Here is a 20,580-nt window from a genome sequence, read left to right as displayed (position 1 = left end):
AACATAACGAGGTGAAAATATGTGTCGTAATGTTACCCCCCCCCCCCGACGAAAATAGGGTTCCAGAATGGGTGAACCACATTCCCACCGTTTCGGACGGCCCGCTGCTCAAAAGCTACCTTGCCGCCCTCAAAGCCGATATGACACCGACCTGCATTGACGGTCAGACCGGCTATTTCAGCAGTAGACACGGCAACTACGTTGTCACGCTGGACGTGCCGAACGGCTGTGTTTGCGGTAGCCACACCCGGCCTTGCAAGCACCAGTACCGCCTTGCAATGGAGCTTAATCTTATGCCCGGTGATTTCATCCATGATCCCAGCAAAATCAAGTACAAGCTGGACGGCGTAGATTTTGAAACTGCTGTTGACCGCATCGAGCAGCTTCCCGCCACGGCACAAAAAGAGCTGTTCGGCATCCTGTCCAGCCTGTTCAATGGCAAGGTGTACAGCGGCACTCTTTCAGAGGATTCCGCCCGCGCTCTTGTTGGCGGCAACGTGCTTTTGTGGATTGATGATCCCGCCGGGTATCGGCTCTGCACCGATCTGGACAAAAGCTCTTTCATGCTAGACAAGTACCTGCGTCGGAAATTCGACTTTGATATTTACTTTGACCCCTATAACCGTGGCACATTCTCTGTTCCGCACGGCTGCACCGCCATCTATGACGAGGACGATCCCGGCCACCCCTACACCGTGACCGCGCCGGATCGCACCGAACAGGACAAGAAGATCAACGCCATGCTTCAAAAGCATCACTGTGACCCGCTGGACGGCTTCACAGTGCGTTTTGGTGAGTGATAATATAAACTAACGCCCTCGACGGAGTTACCCGCCGAGGGCGTTCTATTTTGGCGTATTCGCAAGTTTGTTTTTCTGAGCGGTTCGGAGGATTTGCGGAAGCGGTTCATCGCACACGCGCATAGAGCTTTACCAACTTGCCTTTATAGACAGCTTTCCGGGCTGTTCCCTTGCCCGCTGTCCGGGCGACTGTTTCTGCCGGTTCTGATAGATTTTCTATCACTTTCCCGGCATACCCAGCACACCGGCCCTTTTAATCGCGCGCGTCATACGCGCGGGAGAGGATTTCTTCGATCATGGGAATTTCATCGAACATCCCGCCCAGAACGACCAGAGCCGCGTCTTTCCACCTCTGCGCGGTGATCTTCTTTTTGCCAATGGAAATTGCAATGCTTTCCCACGTTTTTTGTAACGACCGGTCAGCGTAGACGTACCGCCCTTTCAGGATCGTTTTGTAATCATCGTTCAGGCGGTCTAATTTCTGCCGGATTTCCTGTAAATCCGACTTCAGCACGACCCGCCGGACAATCAGCTCATTTTCTCGGTTCTGGTACTCTTCGTTGTCGGCCAGCTTGACGGCAAGGGACGCGGTGCTGTCGCCGGGTGTGCTGCCATGTGGCATCCCGTCCATCGCAAGGCCCTTGATCGGGCTGTATCGGTCTTGCAGCTCGGCCAGCTCCATGTTGACACTATCAAGCTGCTTCTCGATCTTGCCATAGTAGAGCAAAATCTGTTCAGTGTCCTTTTTCTGCATCCGCGTTTATCCTCCTGCCTGTCAGCTCTCAGATTTCTTTCCCGAAGATCGGCTTCGTGCCGGGTTCTTCGTCTATTGCCGCTTCTATACCCGTGGCCTGCTCATAGCACTGGGCCATTTTGTAGTAGGCCACATATTCGCCGTCTTTCGACCATTCAAGGAACTGCCGGAAGTTGCCCTGTATCTCTTTCAGGGCGGCGGCGATTTCTTCTGTGGTGTAGCCCAGACCGTCCATGACCTCGACAAAGAACCGGGCCACAAGATCACCCGCGCTGCGGCGTTCATAGAGCTGCACCCTCTCCCACTCTTTGCGTGGCCACTTCTCGACCGGCAGGGTGAAGTCCTCTTTCATCTTGGGGGCCGTGCGCTTGCGCAGATTTTCCCGTGCTTTCGGTGTGCCGTACACGTTGGTTTCCAGCGTGTACACCTCACTCCGCCGGATAAGCTCTGCCTGCCAGCGTTCCACCCCGTCCCGATCAAGGTCGAAAAGATTCTGCGCGGCAATGATGGCGCAGTACGTCACCACCTGCCCCACAGCGGCCCGGTTGAGCTTCATGTTCTCCATGGTGTCGCCCTTTGCGACCACGCAGCGGTTGACGGCCTTTTCGTACATCATCTTCCGCACTTCAACAGGCGGCATAGATTTTCCCATGTTCTTCATCCTCTCTGTTTTGCAAGACTCTTCCACGCTTTGACCTCTGCCGCCGTGTCTGCGGTGATATGCTCGATGAAATGCCAGCCCCGCGGCTCGGCCACAAGGTCAATGAACATCCGGCGGCGGTGTATGTAATCGCGCTGCTGCCGCCGGACAAACTTCGATTTCACTTCGACGGCTTCAACCGTGCCGTCTGCATAGGTCAGCACAAAATCCGGGGTATAATGCACCGCCGGGAGTTTCACCGCGTCATACTCTTTTTCTGGCAAGAGCAGGAACGTGCGGTGCAGCTCCACTTTCACGATCTTCCCGGTCTGCACTTTGGGCAGAACCGTCCCCATGTAATATTCGTACTCGCCCCGGCTGTCAAAGTCCATGCCGATTTTTTCAGCGGTGGCAACTGCGGCGGGGACAGACTGCGGCAAGGCGCACTTTCCCCGGCTTCTGGCCGCGATCTGTGCTTCTGCCTGCGCCCGGTATCTAGGCGGCAGGTCGTCCAGCGTCAAACGGTTCAAGGCTGATTCCTCCTATTCCTCCGCTGTTCCGGCTTGCGGTACAGGCGCACGATCAGGTGGCGGGTGGCGTTGCCGGTTATGATGCACTCGCACCGGTGCAGGGTATAGCCGGGGTACATCCTCTCCCAGTAGTCTCGATCTTCCAGCCGGTTCTCGCAAACGTCTTTCAGCCGGGTGCGGCTCATTTTCCCGTCATTTGGGCGCGGCATCTTCGGCGGTTTCAGCCCGCGGCTCTGCCGCCAGTGACGTTTGCAGCGCACGTTCTTGGTGATGTACTTTGCGAGGGATTCAATGCTGTTGTGGTCAAACTCCAATGGCTCGCACCGCGATCTGCCGCGCTTACCCCATGCCTTTTCAACCATTTCACGGGTCAGCCCCGCCGGGTGGGACATGATAACATGATGATGGTGACGTCCCAGCGGCTTGTCCCCGTCCATCGTGCAGTATTCCGAAACCACGATCCATTTCGGGTGTTCGATTCCGTTTTTGTCGCAGATACGGTACAATGCTTTGATGGCATTGGAAAAATCCCGGTCGGCACGTTGCAGATCACCGGGCGCAGGGTGGTGTTCTTCGTTGTAGGTGTATGTAACGGAATAGTCACCGGGTCGGAAGTTCCGATTTGCCAGTAGTTCCAAATACCGACCACTCTTGCGCAGATTATACGATTCCTTGGCAATGCTGGTGGCAAGCTCTTTCTTTTTCCGGGTGCTGGCCTTGTGCTGCTGCTCTGTCACCTCGAAGAAGTCCACCTGCATAGAGGGGGCCGTGGCATAATTCATACCGCAGATAAATTTCTGTTCCCGAACTCTAAAGCCGCCGGTCATATTCTCCACGTCCTCCTTTCCGCAAACGTCATGGAATTTTCTTAATCATGGGCCACAAACACGAGAGGGGGAACGATGCAGAGGGGAAACACCGGGCCGCGTTCCCTTTGCTCTCTATCCCGGTAGGCTGCTGTAACGCCGCCCTCGTTTTCCCTCTGCACTCCCTTTCCCCGCCGGAGATAAGCGCATCTCTCCGCGCTCTTTTCTCTGTGTCCCTTAGTTTATCTACGGTATACAAGCCCCTTGCCGCCTCGTCAGGGCGGCAATTTAACGACGGGTTTCCTATATAATATAGATATGGGCTTTGGCGGGCCGCTCAGACAAGCGACATAATCCACTCTGTCAGGTTTTGCATCAGCACCGACAGCAGGTTTGACAGCGCAATGCCGACACACAGCCACCAGAGGGCGATTGCGGCCAGTCTGCGGATTTCCGCCGGTTCAAGTTTTTTCATTTTTCTCTTTCCTTTCTTCCCATGCAGGGCAGGTATTTTCCGGGTCAGTGAAGTCCGCCCGGTACTCAGAATTTCCGTTGAAGCACACCCATGTATAGCCGTCATGCCATGCACAGGTGGAACATTCTTTTTTCATGTTCTGCGCCTTTCTTCTATAATCGAACCGCACACTGGACAAAAACTCCCGGCGCAATCGTCCAAACGGTGATCGCAGTTAGAGCAAAACGGCACTGTGTATTCTTCGAGTTTCAAAACCCGCCGTGTATAAACCGGCTTTCCATCGTACAAACACTCGTTTGTCGGAACAGGATCATATACGACAAACTGCTTGGGCCGTTTTCTCCATGCGATGTGCGCCACCGGGCGCACCCCCTCCGGGGCGACCCTCGGTGCGTTCTCAACCACGCACATGATCTGTTCCACTTCATCTTCCATATCCGGGTTACTTTCGCCGCCCAAAATTTCAGGCACGTTCTCCCGGATTCTCCGAAGCAGCTCTTCCGTGTTGGTAAACTGTTCCATCTCAATTTCTCCCAGCTTTCAGCGCGCATTCCGAGCAAACAAACTTCATATCCGGGTTGACCCGCAAAACCAGCTTCGCGTTGTTGGTCTGATACCAGCACTCCCGGCCACACTCCGGGCAGGTTTTCAGTTTCCAGTCTGCCGTCCGCGGGTGCGGGACGTTCTTTTTCAGCGGCATTATGCCGATTACCTGTAAGACACTACCCATGATTTTCACCTTTGCCTTTCAGTTTCAGCTCGATTTTCGGCTGCGGCTGGTCGCTGCGGTTCAACGGCGCATAATAGCTGACGCACCCTGCAACACCGTCCGGGTTGTCGTGCCACGACAGCGCGTGTCGAATGACCAGCCATACAATTTCCGCTCTGTACGGAATTTTCATCACATCCGAAATTGGAGCAGAGAGAACGCAACGGTTATACAGCTTTTCCATTTCCTCCCGCATGGTATCCCGCCGATGCAGGGCAACGTCAAAAGCATTCTCCCGCTGCTCGTTCGTCTCATACACATTGTTTTCCAGATCGGAATAAAATTTTTCCATGCAGAGGTCGTCGGCCATATCCCAGAACTGGCCCATGTGCAACCTCAGATACCACTCACAGGCGGTCTTTACCGCTTCCGCCACCGGTCGGCTCATGGTGATTGTCACTGTTTCCACTTCCGGCACGGTTTTTTTCTTCTCCATGACTATCCTCCCTTGCGCCGGGCCAGTTGTTCCGCTGGCCGTGTTCAAACTTCTTCGCCATTGCTGCCACCTGAATTGCTTCGACAGCCAGATTTACTGCGGCTTCCCGAATGGCTTTGAAATCGTCTTTCGGCACAGTCGAGTTTGCCTTGACCATGTTCCACATCCGGGTTTCGATGTAAAGTTTCAGCGGCACAATCGCCCGTTCCGCTTCTTCCAGCTCTTCCCGAACAACATTCTGTCCCTCGTGCGGGCTGGCGAACTGGGGGAAGCGTTTGTTTGCTGCTTCCAGCTCCTTGTTTACCAGACGGCGAACATCTTTTCTTACTGCGTCCATTATTTTTTCTCCGTTTCCAAATTTTCAAGTTCTTCTTTTGGCACTTCAATTACCGGCCCTGCAAACGCAAACGGAATAAATGCCGGGTGCTGCATTTCTGCATAAAATTTACCTTTTTGCACAGCTTCTTCCCAGCTTTTCGCCGCGATTCTATAACCAACTACCGGTGCTGGTCCCGGTGAATCTATGTGCTCTGTCCCGCTAAACATCACATCGTATTCTTTCTCGACCGTCGGTTCTTTCTCGATCAACTCCACCACGGCCAGCATTGCTTCTTGATATGCGAGAAATTCCTTGCCTTCATATTCGCAGCCTTTTCCCGTCGTGTCGATCTGCTCCAATAAATGCTGCTTACTTATCATTTCGGCCATGTTTCTTCTCCTGCCATCACCCTTCTTGCACAAAACTGGTTATAACAGTCCTTGCACGAATACCGCTTCCAGACAACTCCGTCCGTGTTTTCTTCTCCACAATAGACCATTGGCCTACCGCAATTCTGGCATATCGGCCACTTTGGAGCAGGGCGCGGAACCACATTTGCCGCCGGTTCCTTTTCCAGAACAGACACAACACCGTCATAGATTTGCGATATTCTGATTTCCGGCGCGGGACCGGTTGAAAACGGATTGCTCGCCGCTTCCGCGACTTCCCTTCTTTTCTCGCATTTTAGCCGTTCGATCAGCTTCGTTGCGTTGATGTACTTATCCGGCATTTCTCTTCCTCCGCTCAGAAACGCTCTATTTCATTCCAACAAACTACCAATCAGCCAGTTTCCCGCCTTTACAGCAGCGTTCAGCCAGTAAATCACCCATTGCGTAACGCCAACGGTTGTTCTGTGCAGAATCGACTTTTCGCTTTGCTCCTTTAGCTCCTTTTTTTCCTCGATTCTAGTCGCGCTCAAATACCTGTAACTCTCTTTGAGATTCCGGTTATCCTCCCGTAATTCAAAATTTTCAGCCGCTAGTCCGTTCACGGCTTCTTCAAGAACTTTATTTCTCTCGGCCAAAAATTCTGCATCTTCTGCGGTATACGGCGGACACATAACTCTGCCGTAGATTCCGGGTCTATTTCTCATTCTGCGTTCTCCTTGTCGTTGAATTTGAACCCCCGAAAGTCGGCAACTCCATAGCTTCCATCCCTGCACGGGTGACAAGCGTAGATTGTCGGTTCCATGACCTCTTCCGGTTCTTTCAAGTCAACCGCTCTGCACATGATTTTCATTACAAAGCTACGGTTACTTTCTTCTCCGCTGGTAGAGCATTCCACAAATTCTTCACCGCACAAGCGGCATTTGTATACTGCATCAAACATCTTCATTGTTCGCTTCGTTCTCCACTTCATCCGTCAGATTATCGAATGTCTGTTCATGCTCTTCCGGTTCGCCGGTGTGAGTTTCAGCCAGCATAGCGACCAGCTCTTGCAGTGTCGCTTCTGCATATTCGTTCAGGGAATAAGACGTGACAGCAGCGCGTACTCTCATACCATTTTTTACCACATAGTACGTTCTTCCGTCAGCGCGTTTTCTTTGATAGTAGCGGATAAACCCGTTGTTCTTGATTTCATCCTCAACCGGTGCAAGCTGCGACCAGCAGATAAGGCCGACCATGTGTTTATCTTCCGTTGTGACCGGGATAAGGATTTCTCCCATGTAGTAAATGCCGACGGCCATTTTCTTTACTTCTACTTCGCCCTTAACCGTGTCGTCCAGATTGAACCCCTCAAGATCGCTTTTGTATGCGCAATCAAAATCGTTGTAGATCACCTTTTCGATCATGGTATCTTCGCTGATTCCCAGCAGCGCACCCATTTGGCTGCGGTTCAGCGGGAGCGGGAAGCCTGTCGCACAGTAGATAGCCGATGCTGTTCCAATATAAAAGTCGTCGCTCTTGATATTGTGAAAGACGTTGCACACAAGCTGTCGTTTCACCATCTTTGTAACTCCCGAAAGTTTCATATTCAAACCACCTTTCTGATAACTGCAAACGGCGCATATCCGGGAAACTGTTCGTCTGCGGATTTCTCCGCCGCTTCACCGGCTTCGCGTTCCGTTTCCGCTTCAAATTCCTGTCCGATGATGATGCACGGCGCAGTCACGCCAGCACCATTCCAACCGGCAACGCTGATGTAGTACCTGTTCACAAGTCCCGCACCTCCGTTACACTGTCCACTTGGATTTTCTGGTACTGCGGGTAGTACAGGGCCGCTTCTTCTTTTGCCTTGTCCGCTGCGTCAAGTGCTTTCGGTGCTTCTATGCGGTACGGCAGATAGGCCGGTGTTTCCTGCCTATGGCGGTTTGCGTTGCTTCTTGCTCTGCTGCACCGCAGCATGACTAAGTATTTCGGCATTGTCCTTTCCTCCTGTTAGTTTCGGGCATTTCCGGGCTTGAACCGGTAGGGGCCTGTCCCCATGCTCACAGAATGGAGCCGCCGCGCCGGGCGGCTCCGGTAGGAGAAAATCAGTTGATCCCGTTGATGATGGGAATACTGCCATCACCGCCAACGTATGTAGGCAGTTCGCCATTCCAGAGGGAATCGACGTTTGTGATCCGGTAGTATTCCAGCAAATTGCTATTCAGGCTGTCATTGAGGGCGCGGTTTGCTTCCGCTTTCTTTTCGGCAACGTACAGCTCCGCGTCCGCCGCAACCTTTGATTTCTCCGCTTCGGCATTGGCCGCGATCAAATCAGCGTCCGCCGTTGCCTGCGCTTCGACGCGGCGTTTTTCCGCATCGGTTTCCGCCTTTTCCTTTTCCTGCTGAGCCTTTACTTTGGCTTCAACGGCATCCGTAAAGGTATCGGTGAAGTCGAAGTTGGTGACGCTGATATACTGCAAGTCAATGTTGTACTCTGCCAGTACTTCCCGCAGCTTCGTGTCCATCTGTGATGCAACGGCATCCCGGTTCGAGATAAGACTGCTTGCATCGTAGTGGGCGACCACGGCCTTGACCGTTTCCTGCACACGGGGAGTAATCAGAGTGTCCTCGTACTTCTTGCCGACCGACTTGTAAATCGTCATGGCATTCTGCTGGTTGATCCGGTAGCCAACGGCAACGCTCGTGGCGACTTCCTGAATGTCAGAACTGAACGCCGATAAATCCATGTTCATTTCCTGAACACGATTATCCATCTTGACGATAGACTGCCACGGTGACTTGAACACCACACCAGCGTCCTTTGTGCCATCTTCGACTTTGCCGAACGTGGTCACAATGCCGGTGTAGCCGGTGGGGACGTAGGACACGCAGGACACACCGATCATGATAACGGCGACCACGCCGGGAATAAATGCTGCGGCCTTGCCCTCTTCGGACAGGAGCAGAACGGCCAGTGCAACCAACGCGGCCAGCACTCCGATGATGAAAAAGATCATATTTCCTCGCTTTCGCTCATGTGCTTATGTACGGGCGAAAGCTGCGGTGGGGTCCGATCTGGGCAGGTTTGGTTTCCAGTTGTTTATAAAAAGCTCACCTGCCCCTCAATGTTTTTCTTCTTCGGTTTTCTCGGTCTATACTTTTTGTTCTCGTCCAGAACGTCCACCGGGTTGAACTCAAAGTGCTTGCACTTGTTCGGATTTCTTATCTGCTTGCCCTCTCGCATTTCGTCTTTGGCTTCGCAGTAAATCAAATCATCGTCATTCAGAACCGCCAGAGAACAATACCGGCAATACTGTGTCACTCTTTGCCCTCCGTAAAAATATCAGTGTACTTCGTGTACACCTTGCCATTATGGAAGTAGAGGTTATAATCGCACTGGGTAATGTACCACCAGAGCTTCTTGTGATACTCCGTCAGCAAATCGTGGAGGTGGTATGTTTCCTTGTAGTTTTCATCTACCCGCTGGCGGAAAGAAAGTTCGTCAATCTCTTTGCTGCCCGCCACATAACCTGCGATGAAAAGCACATCCTGTTCGGTCATATTGTCGTCAACGACAAATACCACGCGGACTATCTCACCGAACTTTCTTTTAACGTGGAGCAGATCGTCGAATTTATGGACGTGGTACACCACTCGTTCAAACCAATTAAGCGGGAAGTCTTGCACTTCCGGGCTATCCGGGAGATAGCTCGTGTGCATTTCCAACTTGACGTTTCGTCGTTCTGCCGTGTGGAAAAGGCCCTCGTAGAATGACCAATGATCTTTCCAATGGAACAGCGGATCGCCACCACCGGACACTGAAACCCACTCCGGCCTTTCCTTGCAGAGCACCTTGTTGAGCGGTTCCTGTGTGCTGAAATCGTCTGTTTCGCTCATTTTCAGCCCATTGTTTCTTACGATGCACTCCGGGCAGGTGTAATGACAGCCAAAGTTCGTAATGATGCTGACATACTTTCCGGGGTTTGCGTTGACGCTACGCATCGGCATAACTGCTTTTTCACTTTTCATCTTGTTCACCTATTTCATTGCCCCATGCGTCCCATCCGGGCGACCGCTGGCGGGCAAAAAGTTCTATCCTCGGCACGTCACCCAGCAGCTCCACAATCCGCCGCCTTGTTTCTTCCGGCTTCTTGCTATGTTCCTCTACCGGGGACTCTATAACTTGATGTACTGCATGGCTCTTGATCTGCGCCGCTGGTTTGAATCCGGGCGTTACTCCCAGTAGACAAATCTCAGCGTTCGCTCGTGTATACGCTCCCATGCCCCAAAAGTTTGTGTTGCTCTTCCGGTTCTTCTTGATCCACACAAAGGCACAGGTCTTATACTCGAAACCCCATGCTTCCATGACGCGCAGGGCATCAGCTATCTGTGGGAATGTCGCCCACATGAAGCACACCGACCCCCCCGCAAGGTTTTTAACCGGCAGGGCGCATATATCATCCGTCGTCATGGTGTTATAATGCTGCGCGGCATTGCCCCGGCTCTTTGGGCCGGTTCCACACTGGCGATATGACCACGGAGGATCAGCATAGATCACGGCGTATTTTTTATCTGGCAAATTCATTTGTTTTTCCTCTGGTAGCAGGTAGCACTCCGCAGGATGCAGGTCGTGTCCGCGATCACCGCTTTGTCGTCCCAGTATTCATCTGCGCCAACTTTGCGGGAATCGCTGCCCCACGCTTCGATCCACTCCGGCAAGCTCTGATTCACGGTATCAAAATTCAGGCCCCACTCTTTGCAGGCTGCAATAGCTGCGTCCAGTTCCTTGCCCGCCCTGCAAGTCCACAGGATCAGGCCAGCACCCGCCTCCTGTTCTTTCTTGGCTTCCTCGATAACGTGCCAGTTTGGTTCCCCGATCTCCGGGTATTTGCTCTGACAAATGCACCCGTCAAAATCAATGGCTATCGCCCTGCGCATTTCGTCCGCCCTTTCTTTTTCTGTTCAGTTCAGCAAGGTACTGTTTCCGAACATGGATTGCGATGTGCTGCGGCAAGTAATTGCGGTAAATCTGCGCACAGCCCTGAAACTTGTAGGCGTTGTGTACAATGAGCATAATCTTGATCTTGAACATTTCGGCTCGCCCGATCACGCCCGCGCGATATGCTCTTTCCATTGTTGCTGCAATAGTTTCTTCTTTTGTCATTCCGCTCACCCTCCAAGTTTCGGATCAGGGCATTCCCACTTGTAGTCCTTAAATTGGATCAGCCGATACGTTGCGATCTCGCCCTCTACGATCTCGATTTCCTTGTTGAACTCCATGCCCATTTCATAGCCATACACTCTAAAATCCAAGTTGTACTTTTTGGACATTTCAATATAGGGCTGCTCTTCGATATTCCATGCAGCTTTCATGTTCACAACGAGGATCGACTTCTTGCCCTCTTCGCAGAAGTCCACATACTCGCCTTTTTCTATGAAGTTTCTTCTCGTCCCCTCGATATGAGCACTCTTGTCTACATACAGATACATTTCTTCGCTGTCGGGGTCGTGCTCAAATCGGACAGCACCCTTTACAAGCTCCGTGTGTGCGCCGTCGCCCAGCCAGTTCGTAGTGTAGCAATGCAGGCATTCCTCCACCCACCGCTTAATATCTTCCGGTTTCCCGCGGACTTTCAATTTTCCTTCTACCCAGTTCGGCATAATTTATTCTCCTTTCAAAATCCACACCCGATGCTCACCGTACCCGCTCCACGCAAGCGCGTTCTCATGGGTATCAACAGCAACGTCAAGGTGCGCTCCCTGCACTCCCGCGCCCTTGTCCTGCACAATGCGGATTCCTATACCCTCAATGTACAAAACCGTGCCATACGGGAAGATTGACTGGTCTGCCGCCACTGTTACGCCCGCCTGTATCGGCTGGCCGCTGGCTGTGATTCCGTGACCCTCTCCGCAGATATGCGGGTATTGCTCTGTGCAATAGGCCGTGCAGAAAAACACTCCTGCATCTTCCAGCTTAACCTTCCCGTCCGCCAAAGCGTCAAGGCGAAGCTGCATAGAATCTATAACCTCTTCGTCCTCTACTGCCCGGTCGATCCAGTGCTGCGCCCGGCTTGCGTAAATGTCCCGCTGCGCTTCAAGGTCAGCGACCCGGCTTTTCAACGCACCAGCCTTTGCGCAGTTGATGATTTCAGCGGCGCAGACCAGAGCCAGAATCGCTTTATCTCTTCTCGTCACTGTTCCACCTCGCTGGATTTGATCGCCAGCCACCACAGCGCGGCGTGAAGCGCATACTTCGGGCAAGCCTGAACCGTTGCCATGCCTGCCACGATCGGAATCGCTTCTTCGATTTCCTCTTTCTTCGGCATCGACGCAAGATCAAACCTCGCCCGTGCCACCTTTTCCAGAACCCTGATTGCATCAACATACAGCACGTTCTCAACCTCCTATTTGATTTTTTCTATCCTTGTCACGGTAATCTTTTCATACTCGTGGCGGTGGAACTTTTGGATTTTGCGGCGGGCGTTGTACTCTGCTTCGCTCTCACCCCAGCCGTTGACGCGGATTGTATGTACATCCGTTTCGTCAGCGGTGCAGCAGACGACAACCACCTTGTACCTCTGCATCTACTTTCCTTTCTGTGTTACAATGTTCGGGCCTCGGTCAATCATCGGGCTTCCGTCTGCACGAGCGGTCAGTGTTCTTGCTACCGTATCCCCGGCATTTGCAAAGGCCGTGTCCGGTACATCGCCAACGCTATACGCTACTGCGTGTTCATGTCCTTTTGTTATCGTATACTGCGGGTCGCCATCGTTGCCGATACCAAGTCCCGTTCCTCGACCAAGGGCTTTGTACCGCATCGCAAGCATTGTGTTTATTGGGAAGCACCCGTGGCTTTCAAAAAGCGTTTGGTCTTGATGGGTTGCCAGCGTTGCGGAAAGTTCTTCTTGCACAAGTGCGCCCTTTCCGCCGCCCTCACATCCTCCACGGATTTTCATGGTATATGCTGCTGCCCCCCCGCTGGGTTTTGATGCCACCATTCGATCATGCCATGAATAGCAGTCAGCAGTAAGTCCTGCAACTTCCCCCCCCTGCGGGATGCACGGGTCAAAATTCCATTGAGTGCCTTTTCGCTCAAAAACGACCACTCCGGCGGATTCTCCACAAGTATCGCAGATAGCATATATTCTTCGCCTGCGCTGGGGTACTCCCCAAAATTGCGCGTTGACGATTCGATAGGCAACAGCTCCGTAATTTGCGAAGTTCCTCCACTTTCCGTGCTGCCGAATAAACTTAGCTGCTCCACTTCCGGTAAATTCTCTAAGACAGAGCAGTTCATTGAGGACAACTTCAAAATCTTCACCTCCGTTCGATGAAAGTGCGCCCGGCACGTTTTCCCAGATCACAAAGCGTGGGTATCTTCCGTTAGTTGCTGCCAGCATTTCCCGGATGATCCGTATTGCTTCTCTGAACAGGCCGGATCTTTCTCCCTTCAAACCGGCGCGTTTCCCTGCAATGCTCAAGTCCTGACAGGGTGAACCGAACGTGATAATATCCACCGGTTCGATTTTCGACCCTTTTATTTCCGTTACACTGCCCAAATGCTTCATGTGCGGCAGATGGGTTCTTGTCACCGCAATCGGGTAAGGTTCTACTTCACTCGCCCAGACCGGATGACCGCCGCACATGGCGGCGCACAGCGGCATTGTTCCGCTTCCGTCAAACAGGCTTCCCAGCTTCACCTCATGCGGCGGTTTTCCAAGCTCGCGGAATGCGTTCTGGACAAAGAAAATGGCATTCGGCAACGCCATTCCATTTCCCCACATCGCATATTCTGCCGCCAAACTGTGCAGCCCATCGTGCCACCGCATCAACGCTTCATCGCTCTTTGCGCCGTCCGCGCGAAGGATGGTCTGTTTTGGTTTTGTCTTTTTGATTTCGCAACTTCTGGCATAGACTTCCCGCCAGAAGTTGAACTCTTTCGGATTTTTCAGCGATTCAATTTCCGCCCATCCATCCGGGAACCCTTGCAATCGACTGCATTCCAGCGGAATCAATCGGCGGACGATCCAGTCCGGCTGTTCTCTTTCTTCGCAAACCACCGTTTCTGAACCCCCTCCCAACGCTCCACCTGATTTTTTAAGCGTTCCGCTCACATCATCCTCTATGTAACTGTCATATTGCAGCTCTCTATAAGCGACTGCGTGGCGGTCTACTGTATTCAGCGTAAAAGACGTATCTTCTTTTACGCCGCTCCCGTTTTGGTTGGTGTTCCTATCCACAAAATTCCCGGCCAGACACATTGATTTTTCGCTGTGAACTTTCATGCTACCCCCCCCCCGAATCAAAATCGACTGTGACCTCATGGCCGACGCGCTGTTCAGGAGAGTTGGAGCAATACCATCCGAACTATATACCCTTGCTCCTTGCGGAAATTCCGGTGTCAAACATTCGATTTCCATTGACGTTCTCCATTCTTTCTTGTGCGGACGGTCGGGATCGAACCGACCTTTCGGCTCAGAGTAACATGGGAGCCGTTCTTCTCCATTGCGCATCCGCATAATAGACACCCGCCGCCCTGCTGAACTCAAAGAAAGACAGGGCGGCGGGGCGGTCTGATCTACCAAACCAGACCTACCACCTTTGGCTTGGGTGGATCGGACAAGGCATTTCTTCGCTCATGCAGCGGGCATACCTTTCAACCTCCGTCGTTGTCATGCAGGTATGGCTTGACGCTTCGCGCCTGCCGGTGCAGTCTGGCTTCCATGATTTCAAGTAAAGCAGGTGCGGACGGGGTTCGGCCCCGCTTGCGGTGGTCGGTCGCGCATCCAACCGCCCCGCACCACATATAAAAGCCGCCCCGCTGACGCGGCGCAGGGCGGCTTGTTTACCTCGAAAGATGTTTTGTATCAGCGGCACCCTTGTTGGTTTTCTCGTAATGCTCACAGTTCATGTTGTACCCATCACACGGCGCACACTTCGCATCCGTGATCCTGAACGTGTGGCGACACTGTTCGCTCTTGCGAACTTCCTTTACGGTGGGGCTTCTAATATGTACTTTCATGTTCTTACTGCTTCCCGAAGATGCCTTTAAGAATTTCTTTCAGCGCACCCTCGTCCCGGACAGCGTTGAAACCGCTGCTCATATCGAACGCACCGTTGCGGTTCCCGAACTCCGCCTTGCGCCGCATCGCCATAATGCGAATGGTTCCCACGATTGCCCTCTCCATCGCATCTACCGCTTCTGCGTCGTTAAGGCTTTTGAAAATGCCGTCAGCACCTTGCGCCACCAGAAAGCCCAGCTTGTACGGACTACCTTTCGCCTTTACCAGCGAGCATCCTTTTCCCTCGTCCACCACCGACAATTCAGCCGGTTCGTAAAAGCACTTTTCCATGTCGTTCATAACTTTGTCCTTTCTTTGCTTGATGAATATTCGGAAGTGGCGGCGCATCCCAGAGTCAGCACTGGGCGGCGGGGCGGTGTGGAATCCCCGCTTGCACTGGCTGCGCCATATAAAGGAGCGGTGTCGTACAGCGCAATGCTTCCGCTCCTGCCCGTGCGGGTCGCCCTGCCGTGTTCTTTTCATCCCCAGCAGGTAAGATGCCGGTCTTGCGGAAACCGGCTGACCGGTGCGCTCCCTAAGTGCCCGGTCATGTGGCAGGCGTGTTTCGGTACGCCCAGACCGTTTTTATTTGAACCAGCTCTTTGCGTTGTCCCAGTTCTGAACAGCAAATGCAACGAGCCACAATGCCGTTGGAATTTTCCAATCAAATACCCACCCTGCAAAACAGCAGATCAGGTAAACCGGAATGGCGAACGAAGCCCACGATAGGCCCAACGCAAACCCCATGATAAAGCACTCTACAAAATAGATCAGCATTTTCTCTCCCGGCTTTTGGCTGCGCTACCGCGCAGCCCATCAGCTTTTCAGCGTTCAGCTTTCTGCTTCTTCTTGAAGAAAGCGGAACGGCCCCCGCCGTCCGTCCACGAATTAGAGCGCGGACAGTCGAGGTGCAAGTAGAACACGCCCGCACTCTCGCCATCGCCCCAGTAGCCGCCGCGGAACGGAATATATTCGCCCTCAGTTGCATCAATGTAGCAGTAGGCTTCTTCCTCCCCGGCGAACAGCGCATACTCTTTGAGCATTTCGCTCTTGCATTCCGTCTTGACCTTGCCCCACTCAGAGCTGCCCACGCCGCCTGCTTCATCGTTGTCAGTGGTAAACACGATCTCGCTGCCGGATGCGGAAACATACACTGGTGCGCCCTTATCGTCCGTCAGCAGCTTCCAGTCGTCGCCGCACTGGGTCAGGTCGGTTTCGGGGAGTGCTGCATCGTTATTCGCGGCCACCATCAGCACACCGTTTTTAATCCGCAGACCGGCCAGCACTTCCCAGATATTGCCGCACAGATCGTGGACACCGGTTTTGGTGTGATCGTGCGTCCACGTTTCCGGGCCAGTTCCGGTGAGCGTCCGATTGCTGTTCGGTGCTTTCTGGCCGTGCTCCTTATGGTCGCCATGCCATGCGCCGTAGTCGGTGTTCCCGTGCGGCAGAGTCCCCAGTTTCAGACTAAGGTTTGCAAGGAAGCCCCACTCTGCTGCCGTCATTGGATGCCAGCCCTCGCCCTTGCTGAAACAGGCTTTGGAGAAGTCGTCCAGCGTGATGTTTCCCGCCGGTTTCTGAAACGGCAGGCTGTACGGCTTTCCGTTAATCATCACATTGGGGTACACGGAAATATAGATTTCGTCGTATACCTCGCCGCCGATGATGAACGCCGGGTGCGGCTTGTCGCTGCCACCGAACAACTCTTTATTGCTCATGCGGCGGAATCGGTGCATGATGGACGGAATGCCTGCATCGTCATAGATTGCCACCACGTCCCAGTCTGCGCCGGGTGCAACTTCTTTCGGCGTGGTCAGCGGCTTCATATCTCCCGTGTTCAGTTCTTCCGGGTCACGGCAACCGTCCTCGAAAACGGAGGGAGGAAGAGCCGGGAAGTAAAATCCGGGTGCGGCATACTTGTCCGCCATGTCAAGGAATCTGCCGGACAGCTCCCGCACCATGTCATCGCTTCCCTCTGCCCTCATGCTCAGGCTCATGTAGTCAAGTTTCACTTTCGCCATGTTCGTTCTCCTTTGCTGCTTTCATCTGTTTACGCCGTTTCTGGCGTTCCTCAAACTTGCGGCGTTCCTCTTCTTCCTCTTTGCGGCGGCGTTCGGTTTCTTCGTACCGCCACCGGCCATAGGATTTACCCGCTGCATCCGCCTGTCGAACATCCAGCATCAGCCGATCCGGGGTAATGCGAGTTTTGCGTTGCGCACGTTCCGCCGGGGTGGTCTGGCTCTTTGCATTGCAGATCGGACACAGTTTGATGAACGGTGACTCTGCAATGAATGTTTCCTTACAGGCCGTGCAGGTCTTAAACATCGGCATTTGCGGTGTCCTCCTGCTTCTTATGATGGATGCTGCGGCGGGCATCGCAGATTCTTTTCTGTGCCAGCTCTGCGCTGTACTCACAGTTCCCGTTTTTGTCCACCCGCCCGGTGTCCCCGCGGCGAAGCTCGTTATAAATAGTGGAGCGGTGAACCCTCAGAGTTTCCGCGATGCTCTCCACGCTGATCCTATCGAGGTAATATTTTTCCAGCTCCCGACGATCCTCAATCGTCAAATGTCTGCCGCCCAAAGTTCTCTCAGCCCCCTCGTTTCCTAAAAATGCGCAAAAAAATAAACCCGTAAGAAACCGTGTCGATTTCTTTCGAGTTTATTTTAACTATTCAGCTCGCATGCCGCCGCCAAATGTGCGCTGGCGCGTAAAAAGGGCAGTCAGCGCCCCTGCCTTTAAAAAAGTTTTACAATTTTTGAAAAAGCACTTGCTTTTTGGCAGAAGGTATGGTAATATAATCAAGCTGATTTCGGCAAAACAGAATATGGACGGTTAGCTCAGCTGGTAGAGCATCTGCTTGACGTGCAGGAGGTCACAGGTTCGAGTCCTGTACCGTCCACCATACAGTTCGTACTCGAACCCAATTCTTTACGAAAAAGGGTTCGGGTACGTTTTTTGTTTACGGGAGGTTCTGCGGAGGGAGTACGCAGAACGGTGAGCAGGAACGAGTAAAGGCAGGGTATCACCATAGCGGTGGTGCCCTGCCTTTTGCTTTGGAATCAGGTTCGCAATCTGATAACTTGATTCTGTCCTTTCCTCATGTTGTGCGTTTCGGGTCAATCGCTGCGTACGTCCGTACATGGTCGGTACGCACGTACGCAGGAAAAAGGGCAAGTTCTGATATATAACAGTAGTCTTTTATTGTGTAATATGATATACTCACGTCAACATAACAATTGTGAATGAGCGCAATTTCAAATGGACATCAATCATATTTTAAGTGAACGAGCTATCTAAAAAAGGAGGTATTTGCTATGAAAAATGCATCGAACATTTGGGTTCGCAGAGGTCTTTTGCTTCACCGTTTGCATGGACAGGAATTAGCATTAGCTCTCCTATTAAAGCAAAAACCGATGTCTGCTCCACAAATTTGCTCGTCCCTTTTGGAAAAAGAAATACGCTTTGACCGCAAGAAGATTGGAAAACTTTTGGCAGACCTTGAATGGTGGGGAGTTGTCTCTAACGATAGTGGTGTATATAGCTGCCAATGCGCTGTGCTGGATAACTGTCAAGAGCGCTATAACGAGAGCCAGTTGATCGATTTGATTGGGTTGACTCAAAACACTGTGAACGGCCAATCTTTTTATAGTTCTATGCCTCCGATGAGCGTCAGTTCTCGTGGACCCAGTGGTGCATAATCATGTAATTTCCAAATAGTAAGAAGCAGGGTTTGTGGCTCCGCACGCCCCAACAAGACCGCGTTTGCGAAGCAACGAACGCCCCAGCGGGGCGTTTGAGTGGCAGCCCGGTCTTGCGCCGGAAAATTATAAAAACCCAGAACCTTCTCAGGGCCAAAATGGCTCAAAAAGGGTTCCGGGTTTCTGATTTTTGCGCTATTCCTTTGTGCAAGTTGCTATCGCATTTTTATTTTGCAACAGCCCCTCTTTTTTATTTCCGGAGATTTTATTTTCGGGTATAGGCTTCCATGCCGTGCTCGGCGGGGTCGTAATATTCCATCAGGGTGATGTAGTTTTCCGGGTAGTGGCAGAATGCCGCACGCAGAACGCTGTCTGCCGGGCTGTTCACGCTCATCAGGCTGAGGATGTAGTACACCAGCATCCGCAGCACATCGCTCTCCACCTCGTAGCACAGACCCACCGCCAGCACCGGCACCACCACCTGCTGCGCCCGCAGCGGCACGATGGCCCCCACCTGCTCCAGAATGGGTCTGCTCATGGCCGAAGCCGTCATCACGCAGCGCAGCACCTTCGTCCACGACATTTTGCGGATGTTCTCCATGCTGCGCAGCCGTTCCATCACAGCTTCATCGTCCAGGATCACGCCCTCGGCTGCCTCTTTCTCCGAGAGGGTAAAGGCACACTGCAGCATATCCATAAAGGCAGCTTCATATTTTTCGTGGTAATTTGCAGCGCTTTTGCAGAACGCCAGAGCCGCCGCGACCACCGAATCCACATCTTCCTTTGTCGCCAGCTGGTCGAACCGCAGCGGCACGCCGCCCATCCGGCTCTCGATGATGCTCAGATCATCCAGCTCGTTCTGGTACGCCGTGGAGGGCAGAAAGCGGTCGTTTCCGTTGCGGTGGTAGCCCCACTCTTCCGGCATCACGCGGGCCACGATGTCGCCGCTGGAAATGATGTTGAAGATATTGCTTACATCCCAATCCGTTTTCAGACCGCCGTCTGCAGTGTGGTCGTTGTCGTAGTCCGCCTGCAGATCCGGGCGATCCGCTTCCGTCAGTGCCGCCGGTGCGGCAAAGGTGTAAACAAAGGTATTTTCCTGCGCGATCTGCGGCAGCTGCTGCCGGATGCGCGCCGCCGTCAGGTTTGCCACAGCCGCGCCGCGGCTGTAGCCGCCCAGCCAGAGCTTAATGGTGCCCAGCGTTCCCGCTGCAGCCTCGGCTTTTTTCAGGTAGTCCTGCAGATCCTCAAAAAAATGCTCTGCTGCTGTCACAAAGCCATAGTGCCCACCGCCTTCGCCCACATGCAGGTTGCTGGCCCATTCGGCACCATAGCCGACACCGCGCAGCATGGCTGCAATAATGGTGGTGCGCTGGCCATCCTGTACCAGTGTTTTCTGCGCAAAAGCACAGCCCGCGGTATCCACCGGGGTGTTCAGGCTGCACTGGTAGCCCGCATAGACCGCATTGGCAAAGCCAAGCTTCTGGTAGGCATCCGCAATGCTGTCCTCACGGCCCGCTTCACCCTCCACCCAGTAAAGCGCATCGCTCTGGTAGGTGTTGCCGCTTGCCGCCACAAGGCCCAGCGTTGCCAGTGCCAGCTTGTGGCTGTACTGCAGCGCCGTGTTCTCAAAAAAGGCATCTGTATAATAAAAATCGTGGGAGAGATCTGTTTCGCTGTGGTCGCTGCGGAAGGCAAAGGAGTAGTAATCCTCCGGCACCGCACTGCCCACCACAGCCTGTGCGGCCTGCGGCAGCAAAGCCTCTGCCGCCGCGTGCGGGGCCAGCACGCCTGCCACGGCAGCTGCTGCCGCCTTGCAAAAGGCACGTCGTTTTATGGTCTTCATCTTTCTGCTCCAATCAAGGCTTCTGCATAAAACCAGCCTGTTTTTCTAAGTATAGCGGATTTTGCACGCTGATACA

34 protein-coding genes and 2 tRNA genes are annotated in these 20,580 nt (G+C 53.1%); 3 read left to right on the top strand and 33 right to left on the bottom strand.

What is annotated here, in order from left to right:
* The first annotated feature begins 71 nt into the window (after positions 1 to 71).
* Positions 72 to 800: a hypothetical protein gene (locus DWV57_RS04290; RefSeq protein ID WP_120020068.1), complete on the top strand. Its 729-nt coding sequence runs from the start codon at positions 72 to 74 to the stop codon at positions 798 to 800.
* A gap of 253 nt (positions 801 to 1,053) precedes the next feature.
* Here DWV57_RS04290 and DWV57_RS04285 read toward each other — a convergent pair whose 3' ends face one another.
* The 32 genes from DWV57_RS04285 to DWV57_RS04135 form a co-directional block, all read right to left on the bottom strand.
* Positions 1,054 to 1,554, bottom strand: coding sequence for a hypothetical protein (locus DWV57_RS04285; protein WP_120020067.1), 501 nt, complete (start codon positions 1,552 to 1,554; stop codon positions 1,054 to 1,056).
* A gap of 28 nt (positions 1,555 to 1,582) precedes the next feature.
* On the bottom strand, positions 1,583 to 2,206 hold the full coding sequence (locus tag DWV57_RS04280) for a hypothetical protein (protein WP_243112297.1): 624 nt from the start codon (positions 2,204 to 2,206) through the stop codon (positions 1,583 to 1,585).
* Positions 2,207 to 2,211: 5 nt separating this feature from the next.
* The gene (locus DWV57_RS04275; RefSeq protein ID WP_120020066.1) at positions 2,212 to 2,724 is read right to left on the bottom strand and encodes a DUF1064 domain-containing protein; all 513 of its coding nucleotides are present in this window, start codon (positions 2,722 to 2,724) and stop codon (positions 2,212 to 2,214) included.
* Positions 2,721 to 3,551: a hypothetical protein gene (locus DWV57_RS04270; protein WP_120020065.1), complete on the bottom strand. Its 831-nt coding sequence runs from the start codon at positions 3,549 to 3,551 to the stop codon at positions 2,721 to 2,723. Before DWV57_RS04270 ends, DWV57_RS04275 begins: the two co-directional genes overlap by 4 nt.
* 316 nt (positions 3,552 to 3,867) lie before the next feature.
* Positions 3,868 to 4,005, bottom strand: a complete 138-nt coding sequence (locus DWV57_RS14430; protein ID WP_165853656.1) for a hypothetical protein — start codon at positions 4,003 to 4,005, stop codon at positions 3,868 to 3,870.
* A gap of 132 nt (positions 4,006 to 4,137) precedes the next feature.
* Positions 4,138 to 4,527, bottom strand: coding sequence for a hypothetical protein (locus DWV57_RS04265; RefSeq protein WP_120020064.1), 390 nt, complete (start codon positions 4,525 to 4,527; stop codon positions 4,138 to 4,140).
* Between the two features lie 200 nt (positions 4,528 to 4,727).
* Positions 4,728 to 5,210, bottom strand: coding sequence for a hypothetical protein (locus DWV57_RS04255; RefSeq protein ID WP_120020062.1), 483 nt, complete (start codon positions 5,208 to 5,210; stop codon positions 4,728 to 4,730).
* Positions 5,122 to 5,547, bottom strand: a complete 426-nt coding sequence (locus DWV57_RS04250) for a hypothetical protein (protein WP_120020061.1) — start codon at positions 5,545 to 5,547, stop codon at positions 5,122 to 5,124. Before DWV57_RS04250 ends, DWV57_RS04255 begins: the two co-directional genes overlap by 89 nt.
* Positions 5,547 to 5,918: a hypothetical protein gene (locus tag DWV57_RS04245; protein ID WP_120020060.1), complete on the bottom strand. Its 372-nt coding sequence runs from the start codon at positions 5,916 to 5,918 to the stop codon at positions 5,547 to 5,549. Before DWV57_RS04245 ends, DWV57_RS04250 begins: the two co-directional genes overlap by 1 nt.
* Positions 5,906 to 6,259: a hypothetical protein gene (locus DWV57_RS04240; RefSeq protein ID WP_120020059.1), complete on the bottom strand. Its 354-nt coding sequence runs from the start codon at positions 6,257 to 6,259 to the stop codon at positions 5,906 to 5,908. The genes DWV57_RS04245 and DWV57_RS04240 overlap by 13 nt, the downstream gene beginning before the upstream one ends.
* A 30-nt stretch (positions 6,260 to 6,289) precedes the next feature.
* The gene (locus tag DWV57_RS04235; protein WP_120020058.1) at positions 6,290 to 6,622 is read right to left on the bottom strand and encodes a hypothetical protein; all 333 of its coding nucleotides are present in this window, start codon (positions 6,620 to 6,622) and stop codon (positions 6,290 to 6,292) included.
* A complete protein-coding gene (locus DWV57_RS04230; protein WP_120020057.1) occupies positions 6,619 to 6,864 on the bottom strand; it encodes a hypothetical protein in 246 nt (81 codons plus the stop codon). The genes DWV57_RS04235 and DWV57_RS04230 overlap by 4 nt, the downstream gene beginning before the upstream one ends.
* On the bottom strand, positions 6,851 to 7,477 hold the full coding sequence (locus DWV57_RS04225) for a hypothetical protein (protein ID WP_243112296.1): 627 nt from the start codon (positions 7,475 to 7,477) through the stop codon (positions 6,851 to 6,853). The genes DWV57_RS04230 and DWV57_RS04225 overlap by 14 nt, the downstream gene beginning before the upstream one ends.
* Positions 7,478 to 7,503: 26 nt before the next feature.
* A complete protein-coding gene (locus tag DWV57_RS04220) occupies positions 7,504 to 7,686 on the bottom strand; it encodes a hypothetical protein (protein ID WP_120020055.1) in 183 nt (60 codons plus the stop codon).
* The gene (locus tag DWV57_RS04215; protein ID WP_120020054.1) at positions 7,683 to 7,892 is read right to left on the bottom strand and encodes a hypothetical protein; all 210 of its coding nucleotides are present in this window, start codon (positions 7,890 to 7,892) and stop codon (positions 7,683 to 7,685) included. Before DWV57_RS04215 ends, DWV57_RS04220 begins: the two co-directional genes overlap by 4 nt.
* Positions 7,893 to 8,002: 110 nt before the next feature.
* On the bottom strand, positions 8,003 to 8,914 hold the full coding sequence (locus tag DWV57_RS04210; protein WP_120020053.1) for a prohibitin family protein: 912 nt from the start codon (positions 8,912 to 8,914) through the stop codon (positions 8,003 to 8,005).
* A gap of 83 nt (positions 8,915 to 8,997) precedes the next feature.
* Complete coding sequence (locus DWV57_RS04205; protein WP_120020052.1) at positions 8,998 to 9,219, bottom strand: hypothetical protein; 222 nt, start codon at positions 9,217 to 9,219, stop codon at positions 8,998 to 9,000.
* Complete coding sequence (locus DWV57_RS04200; protein ID WP_243112295.1) at positions 9,216 to 9,926, bottom strand: hypothetical protein; 711 nt, start codon at positions 9,924 to 9,926, stop codon at positions 9,216 to 9,218. Before DWV57_RS04200 ends, DWV57_RS04205 begins: the two co-directional genes overlap by 4 nt.
* Positions 9,916 to 10,482: an MT-A70 family methyltransferase gene (locus tag DWV57_RS04195; protein WP_120020050.1), complete on the bottom strand. Its 567-nt coding sequence runs from the start codon at positions 10,480 to 10,482 to the stop codon at positions 9,916 to 9,918. The genes DWV57_RS04200 and DWV57_RS04195 overlap by 11 nt, the downstream gene beginning before the upstream one ends.
* Positions 10,479 to 10,835 carry a hypothetical protein gene (locus DWV57_RS04190; protein WP_120020049.1) on the bottom strand — a complete coding sequence of 119 codons (357 nt, stop codon included), beginning with the start codon at positions 10,833 to 10,835 and terminating at the stop codon, positions 10,479 to 10,481. Before DWV57_RS04190 ends, DWV57_RS04195 begins: the two co-directional genes overlap by 4 nt.
* Positions 10,813 to 11,061: a hypothetical protein gene (locus DWV57_RS04185; protein ID WP_120020048.1), complete on the bottom strand. Its 249-nt coding sequence runs from the start codon at positions 11,059 to 11,061 to the stop codon at positions 10,813 to 10,815. The genes DWV57_RS04190 and DWV57_RS04185 overlap by 23 nt, the downstream gene beginning before the upstream one ends.
* A 5-nt stretch (positions 11,062 to 11,066) precedes the next feature.
* A complete protein-coding gene (locus tag DWV57_RS04180) occupies positions 11,067 to 11,558 on the bottom strand; it encodes a hypothetical protein (protein ID WP_120020047.1) in 492 nt (163 codons plus the stop codon).
* A 3-nt stretch (positions 11,559 to 11,561) separates the two neighbouring features.
* Positions 11,562 to 12,092 carry a 3D domain-containing protein gene (locus DWV57_RS04175; RefSeq protein ID WP_120020046.1) on the bottom strand — a complete coding sequence of 177 codons (531 nt, stop codon included), beginning with the start codon at positions 12,090 to 12,092 and terminating at the stop codon, positions 11,562 to 11,564.
* Complete coding sequence (locus DWV57_RS04170; protein ID WP_120020045.1) at positions 12,089 to 12,289, bottom strand: hypothetical protein; 201 nt, start codon at positions 12,287 to 12,289, stop codon at positions 12,089 to 12,091. Before DWV57_RS04170 ends, DWV57_RS04175 begins: the two co-directional genes overlap by 4 nt.
* Positions 12,290 to 12,301: 12 nt before the next feature.
* The gene (locus DWV57_RS04165; RefSeq protein WP_120020044.1) at positions 12,302 to 12,481 is read right to left on the bottom strand and encodes a hypothetical protein; all 180 of its coding nucleotides are present in this window, start codon (positions 12,479 to 12,481) and stop codon (positions 12,302 to 12,304) included.
* Positions 12,482 to 14,182, bottom strand: a complete 1,701-nt coding sequence (locus DWV57_RS14760; protein WP_243112294.1) for a DNA cytosine methyltransferase — start codon at positions 14,180 to 14,182, stop codon at positions 12,482 to 12,484. It lies immediately after the preceding gene.
* A gap of 157 nt (positions 14,183 to 14,339) precedes the next feature.
* A tRNA-OTHER gene (locus tag DWV57_RS14425) sits at positions 14,340 to 14,414 on the bottom strand.
* A gap of 509 nt (positions 14,415 to 14,923) precedes the next feature.
* On the bottom strand, positions 14,924 to 15,259 hold the full coding sequence (locus tag DWV57_RS04155) for a hypothetical protein (RefSeq protein ID WP_120020043.1): 336 nt from the start codon (positions 15,257 to 15,259) through the stop codon (positions 14,924 to 14,926).
* Between the two features lie 285 nt (positions 15,260 to 15,544).
* The gene (locus tag DWV57_RS04150; RefSeq protein ID WP_120020042.1) at positions 15,545 to 15,736 is read right to left on the bottom strand and encodes a hypothetical protein; all 192 of its coding nucleotides are present in this window, start codon (positions 15,734 to 15,736) and stop codon (positions 15,545 to 15,547) included.
* Positions 15,737 to 15,783: 47 nt separating this feature from the next.
* Positions 15,784 to 16,980, bottom strand: coding sequence for a hypothetical protein (locus DWV57_RS04145; RefSeq protein WP_120020041.1), 1,197 nt, complete (start codon positions 16,978 to 16,980; stop codon positions 15,784 to 15,786).
* Entirely contained in the window at positions 16,961 to 17,290 is a 330-nt protein-coding gene (locus DWV57_RS14755; protein WP_243112293.1) for a hypothetical protein, read from the bottom strand. Before DWV57_RS14755 ends, DWV57_RS04145 begins: the two co-directional genes overlap by 20 nt.
* Positions 17,277 to 17,540 (bottom strand): helix-turn-helix domain-containing protein, encoded by a 264-nt coding sequence (locus DWV57_RS04135; protein ID WP_120020040.1) that lies wholly within the window; start codon positions 17,538 to 17,540, stop codon positions 17,277 to 17,279. Before DWV57_RS04135 ends, DWV57_RS14755 begins: the two co-directional genes overlap by 14 nt.
* 246 nt (positions 17,541 to 17,786) lie before the next feature.
* Here DWV57_RS04135 and DWV57_RS04130 point away from each other — a divergent pair.
* Both DWV57_RS04130 and DWV57_RS04125 read left to right on the top strand, forming a co-directional pair.
* A tRNA-Val gene (locus DWV57_RS04130) sits at positions 17,787 to 17,862 on the top strand.
* A gap of 412 nt (positions 17,863 to 18,274) precedes the next feature.
* Positions 18,275 to 18,658, top strand: coding sequence for a hypothetical protein (locus DWV57_RS04125; protein ID WP_120020039.1), 384 nt, complete (start codon positions 18,275 to 18,277; stop codon positions 18,656 to 18,658).
* Positions 18,659 to 18,923: 265 nt separating this feature from the next.
* Here DWV57_RS04125 and DWV57_RS04120 read toward each other — a convergent pair whose 3' ends face one another.
* Complete coding sequence (locus tag DWV57_RS04120; protein ID WP_120020038.1) at positions 18,924 to 20,504, bottom strand: lipase; 1,581 nt, start codon at positions 20,502 to 20,504, stop codon at positions 18,924 to 18,926.
* Positions 20,505 to 20,580 lie beyond the last annotated feature (76 nt).

This window comes from Faecalibacterium sp. AF10-46, assembly GCF_003604105.1.
GTDB classification, from domain to species: domain Bacteria; phylum Bacillota; class Clostridia; order Oscillospirales; family Ruminococcaceae; genus Faecalibacterium; species Faecalibacterium taiwanense.
The sequence above is the reverse complement of the archived record's forward strand: the minus strand, read 5'-3'. Positions and strand labels throughout refer to the sequence as shown.

Coding starts and splice junctions, on each gene's coding strand:
- DWV57_RS04250 (WP_120020061.1), bottom strand. CDS start 5,547: ATGGACGCAGTAAGAAAAGATGTTCGCCGTCTGGTAAACAAGGAGCTG.
- DWV57_RS04155 (WP_120020043.1), bottom strand. CDS start 15,259: ATGAACGACATGGAAAAGTGCTTTTACGAACCGGCTGAATTGTCGGTG.
- DWV57_RS04145 (WP_120020041.1), bottom strand. CDS start 16,980: ATGGCGAAAGTGAAACTTGACTACATGAGCCTGAGCATGAGGGCAGAG.
- DWV57_RS04120 (WP_120020038.1), bottom strand. CDS start 20,504: ATGAAGACCATAAAACGACGTGCCTTTTGCAAGGCGGCAGCAGCTGCC.
- DWV57_RS04195 (WP_120020050.1), bottom strand. CDS start 10,482: ATGAATTTGCCAGATAAAAAATACGCCGTGATCTATGCTGATCCTCCG.
- DWV57_RS04255 (WP_120020062.1), bottom strand. CDS start 5,210: ATGGAGAAGAAAAAAACCGTGCCGGAAGTGGAAACAGTGACAATCACC.
- DWV57_RS04200 (WP_243112295.1), bottom strand. CDS start 9,926: ATGAAAAGTGAAAAAGCAGTTATGCCGATGCGTAGCGTCAACGCAAAC.
- DWV57_RS04280 (WP_243112297.1), bottom strand. CDS start 2,206: ATGGGAAAATCTATGCCGCCTGTTGAAGTGCGGAAGATGATGTACGAA.
- DWV57_RS14430 (WP_165853656.1), bottom strand. CDS start 4,005: ATGAAAAAACTTGAACCGGCGGAAATCCGCAGACTGGCCGCAATCGCC.
- DWV57_RS04150 (WP_120020042.1), bottom strand. CDS start 15,736: ATGCTGATCTATTTTGTAGAGTGCTTTATCATGGGGTTTGCGTTGGGC.
- DWV57_RS04285 (WP_120020067.1), bottom strand. CDS start 1,554: ATGCAGAAAAAGGACACTGAACAGATTTTGCTCTACTATGGCAAGATC.
- DWV57_RS04215 (WP_120020054.1), bottom strand. CDS start 7,892: ATGCCGAAATACTTAGTCATGCTGCGGTGCAGCAGAGCAAGAAGCAAC.
- DWV57_RS04240 (WP_120020059.1), bottom strand. CDS start 6,259: ATGCCGGATAAGTACATCAACGCAACGAAGCTGATCGAACGGCTAAAA.
- DWV57_RS04230 (WP_120020057.1), bottom strand. CDS start 6,864: ATGAAGATGTTTGATGCAGTATACAAATGCCGCTTGTGCGGTGAAGAA.
- DWV57_RS04225 (WP_243112296.1), bottom strand. CDS start 7,477: ATGGTGAAACGACAGCTTGTGTGCAACGTCTTTCACAATATCAAGAGC.
- DWV57_RS04165 (WP_120020044.1), bottom strand. CDS start 12,481: ATGCAGAGGTACAAGGTGGTTGTCGTCTGCTGCACCGCTGACGAAACG.
- DWV57_RS04210 (WP_120020053.1), bottom strand. CDS start 8,914: ATGATCTTTTTCATCATCGGAGTGCTGGCCGCGTTGGTTGCACTGGCC.
- DWV57_RS14760 (WP_243112294.1), bottom strand. CDS start 14,182: ATGAAAGTTCACAGCGAAAAATCAATGTGTCTGGCCGGGAATTTTGTG.
- DWV57_RS04270 (WP_120020065.1), bottom strand. CDS start 3,551: ATGACCGGCGGCTTTAGAGTTCGGGAACAGAAATTTATCTGCGGTATG.
- DWV57_RS04125 (WP_120020039.1), top strand. CDS start 18,275: ATGAAAAATGCATCGAACATTTGGGTTCGCAGAGGTCTTTTGCTTCAC.
- DWV57_RS04245 (WP_120020060.1), bottom strand. CDS start 5,918: ATGGCCGAAATGATAAGTAAGCAGCATTTATTGGAGCAGATCGACACG.
- DWV57_RS04180 (WP_120020047.1), bottom strand. CDS start 11,558: ATGCCGAACTGGGTAGAAGGAAAATTGAAAGTCCGCGGGAAACCGGAA.
- DWV57_RS04185 (WP_120020048.1), bottom strand. CDS start 11,061: ATGACAAAAGAAGAAACTATTGCAGCAACAATGGAAAGAGCATATCGC.
- DWV57_RS04265 (WP_120020064.1), bottom strand. CDS start 4,527: ATGGAACAGTTTACCAACACGGAAGAGCTGCTTCGGAGAATCCGGGAG.
- DWV57_RS14755 (WP_243112293.1), bottom strand. CDS start 17,290: ATGCCGATGTTTAAGACCTGCACGGCCTGTAAGGAAACATTCATTGCA.
- DWV57_RS04190 (WP_120020049.1), bottom strand. CDS start 10,835: ATGCGCAGGGCGATAGCCATTGATTTTGACGGGTGCATTTGTCAGAGC.
- DWV57_RS04235 (WP_120020058.1), bottom strand. CDS start 6,622: ATGAGAAATAGACCCGGAATCTACGGCAGAGTTATGTGTCCGCCGTAT.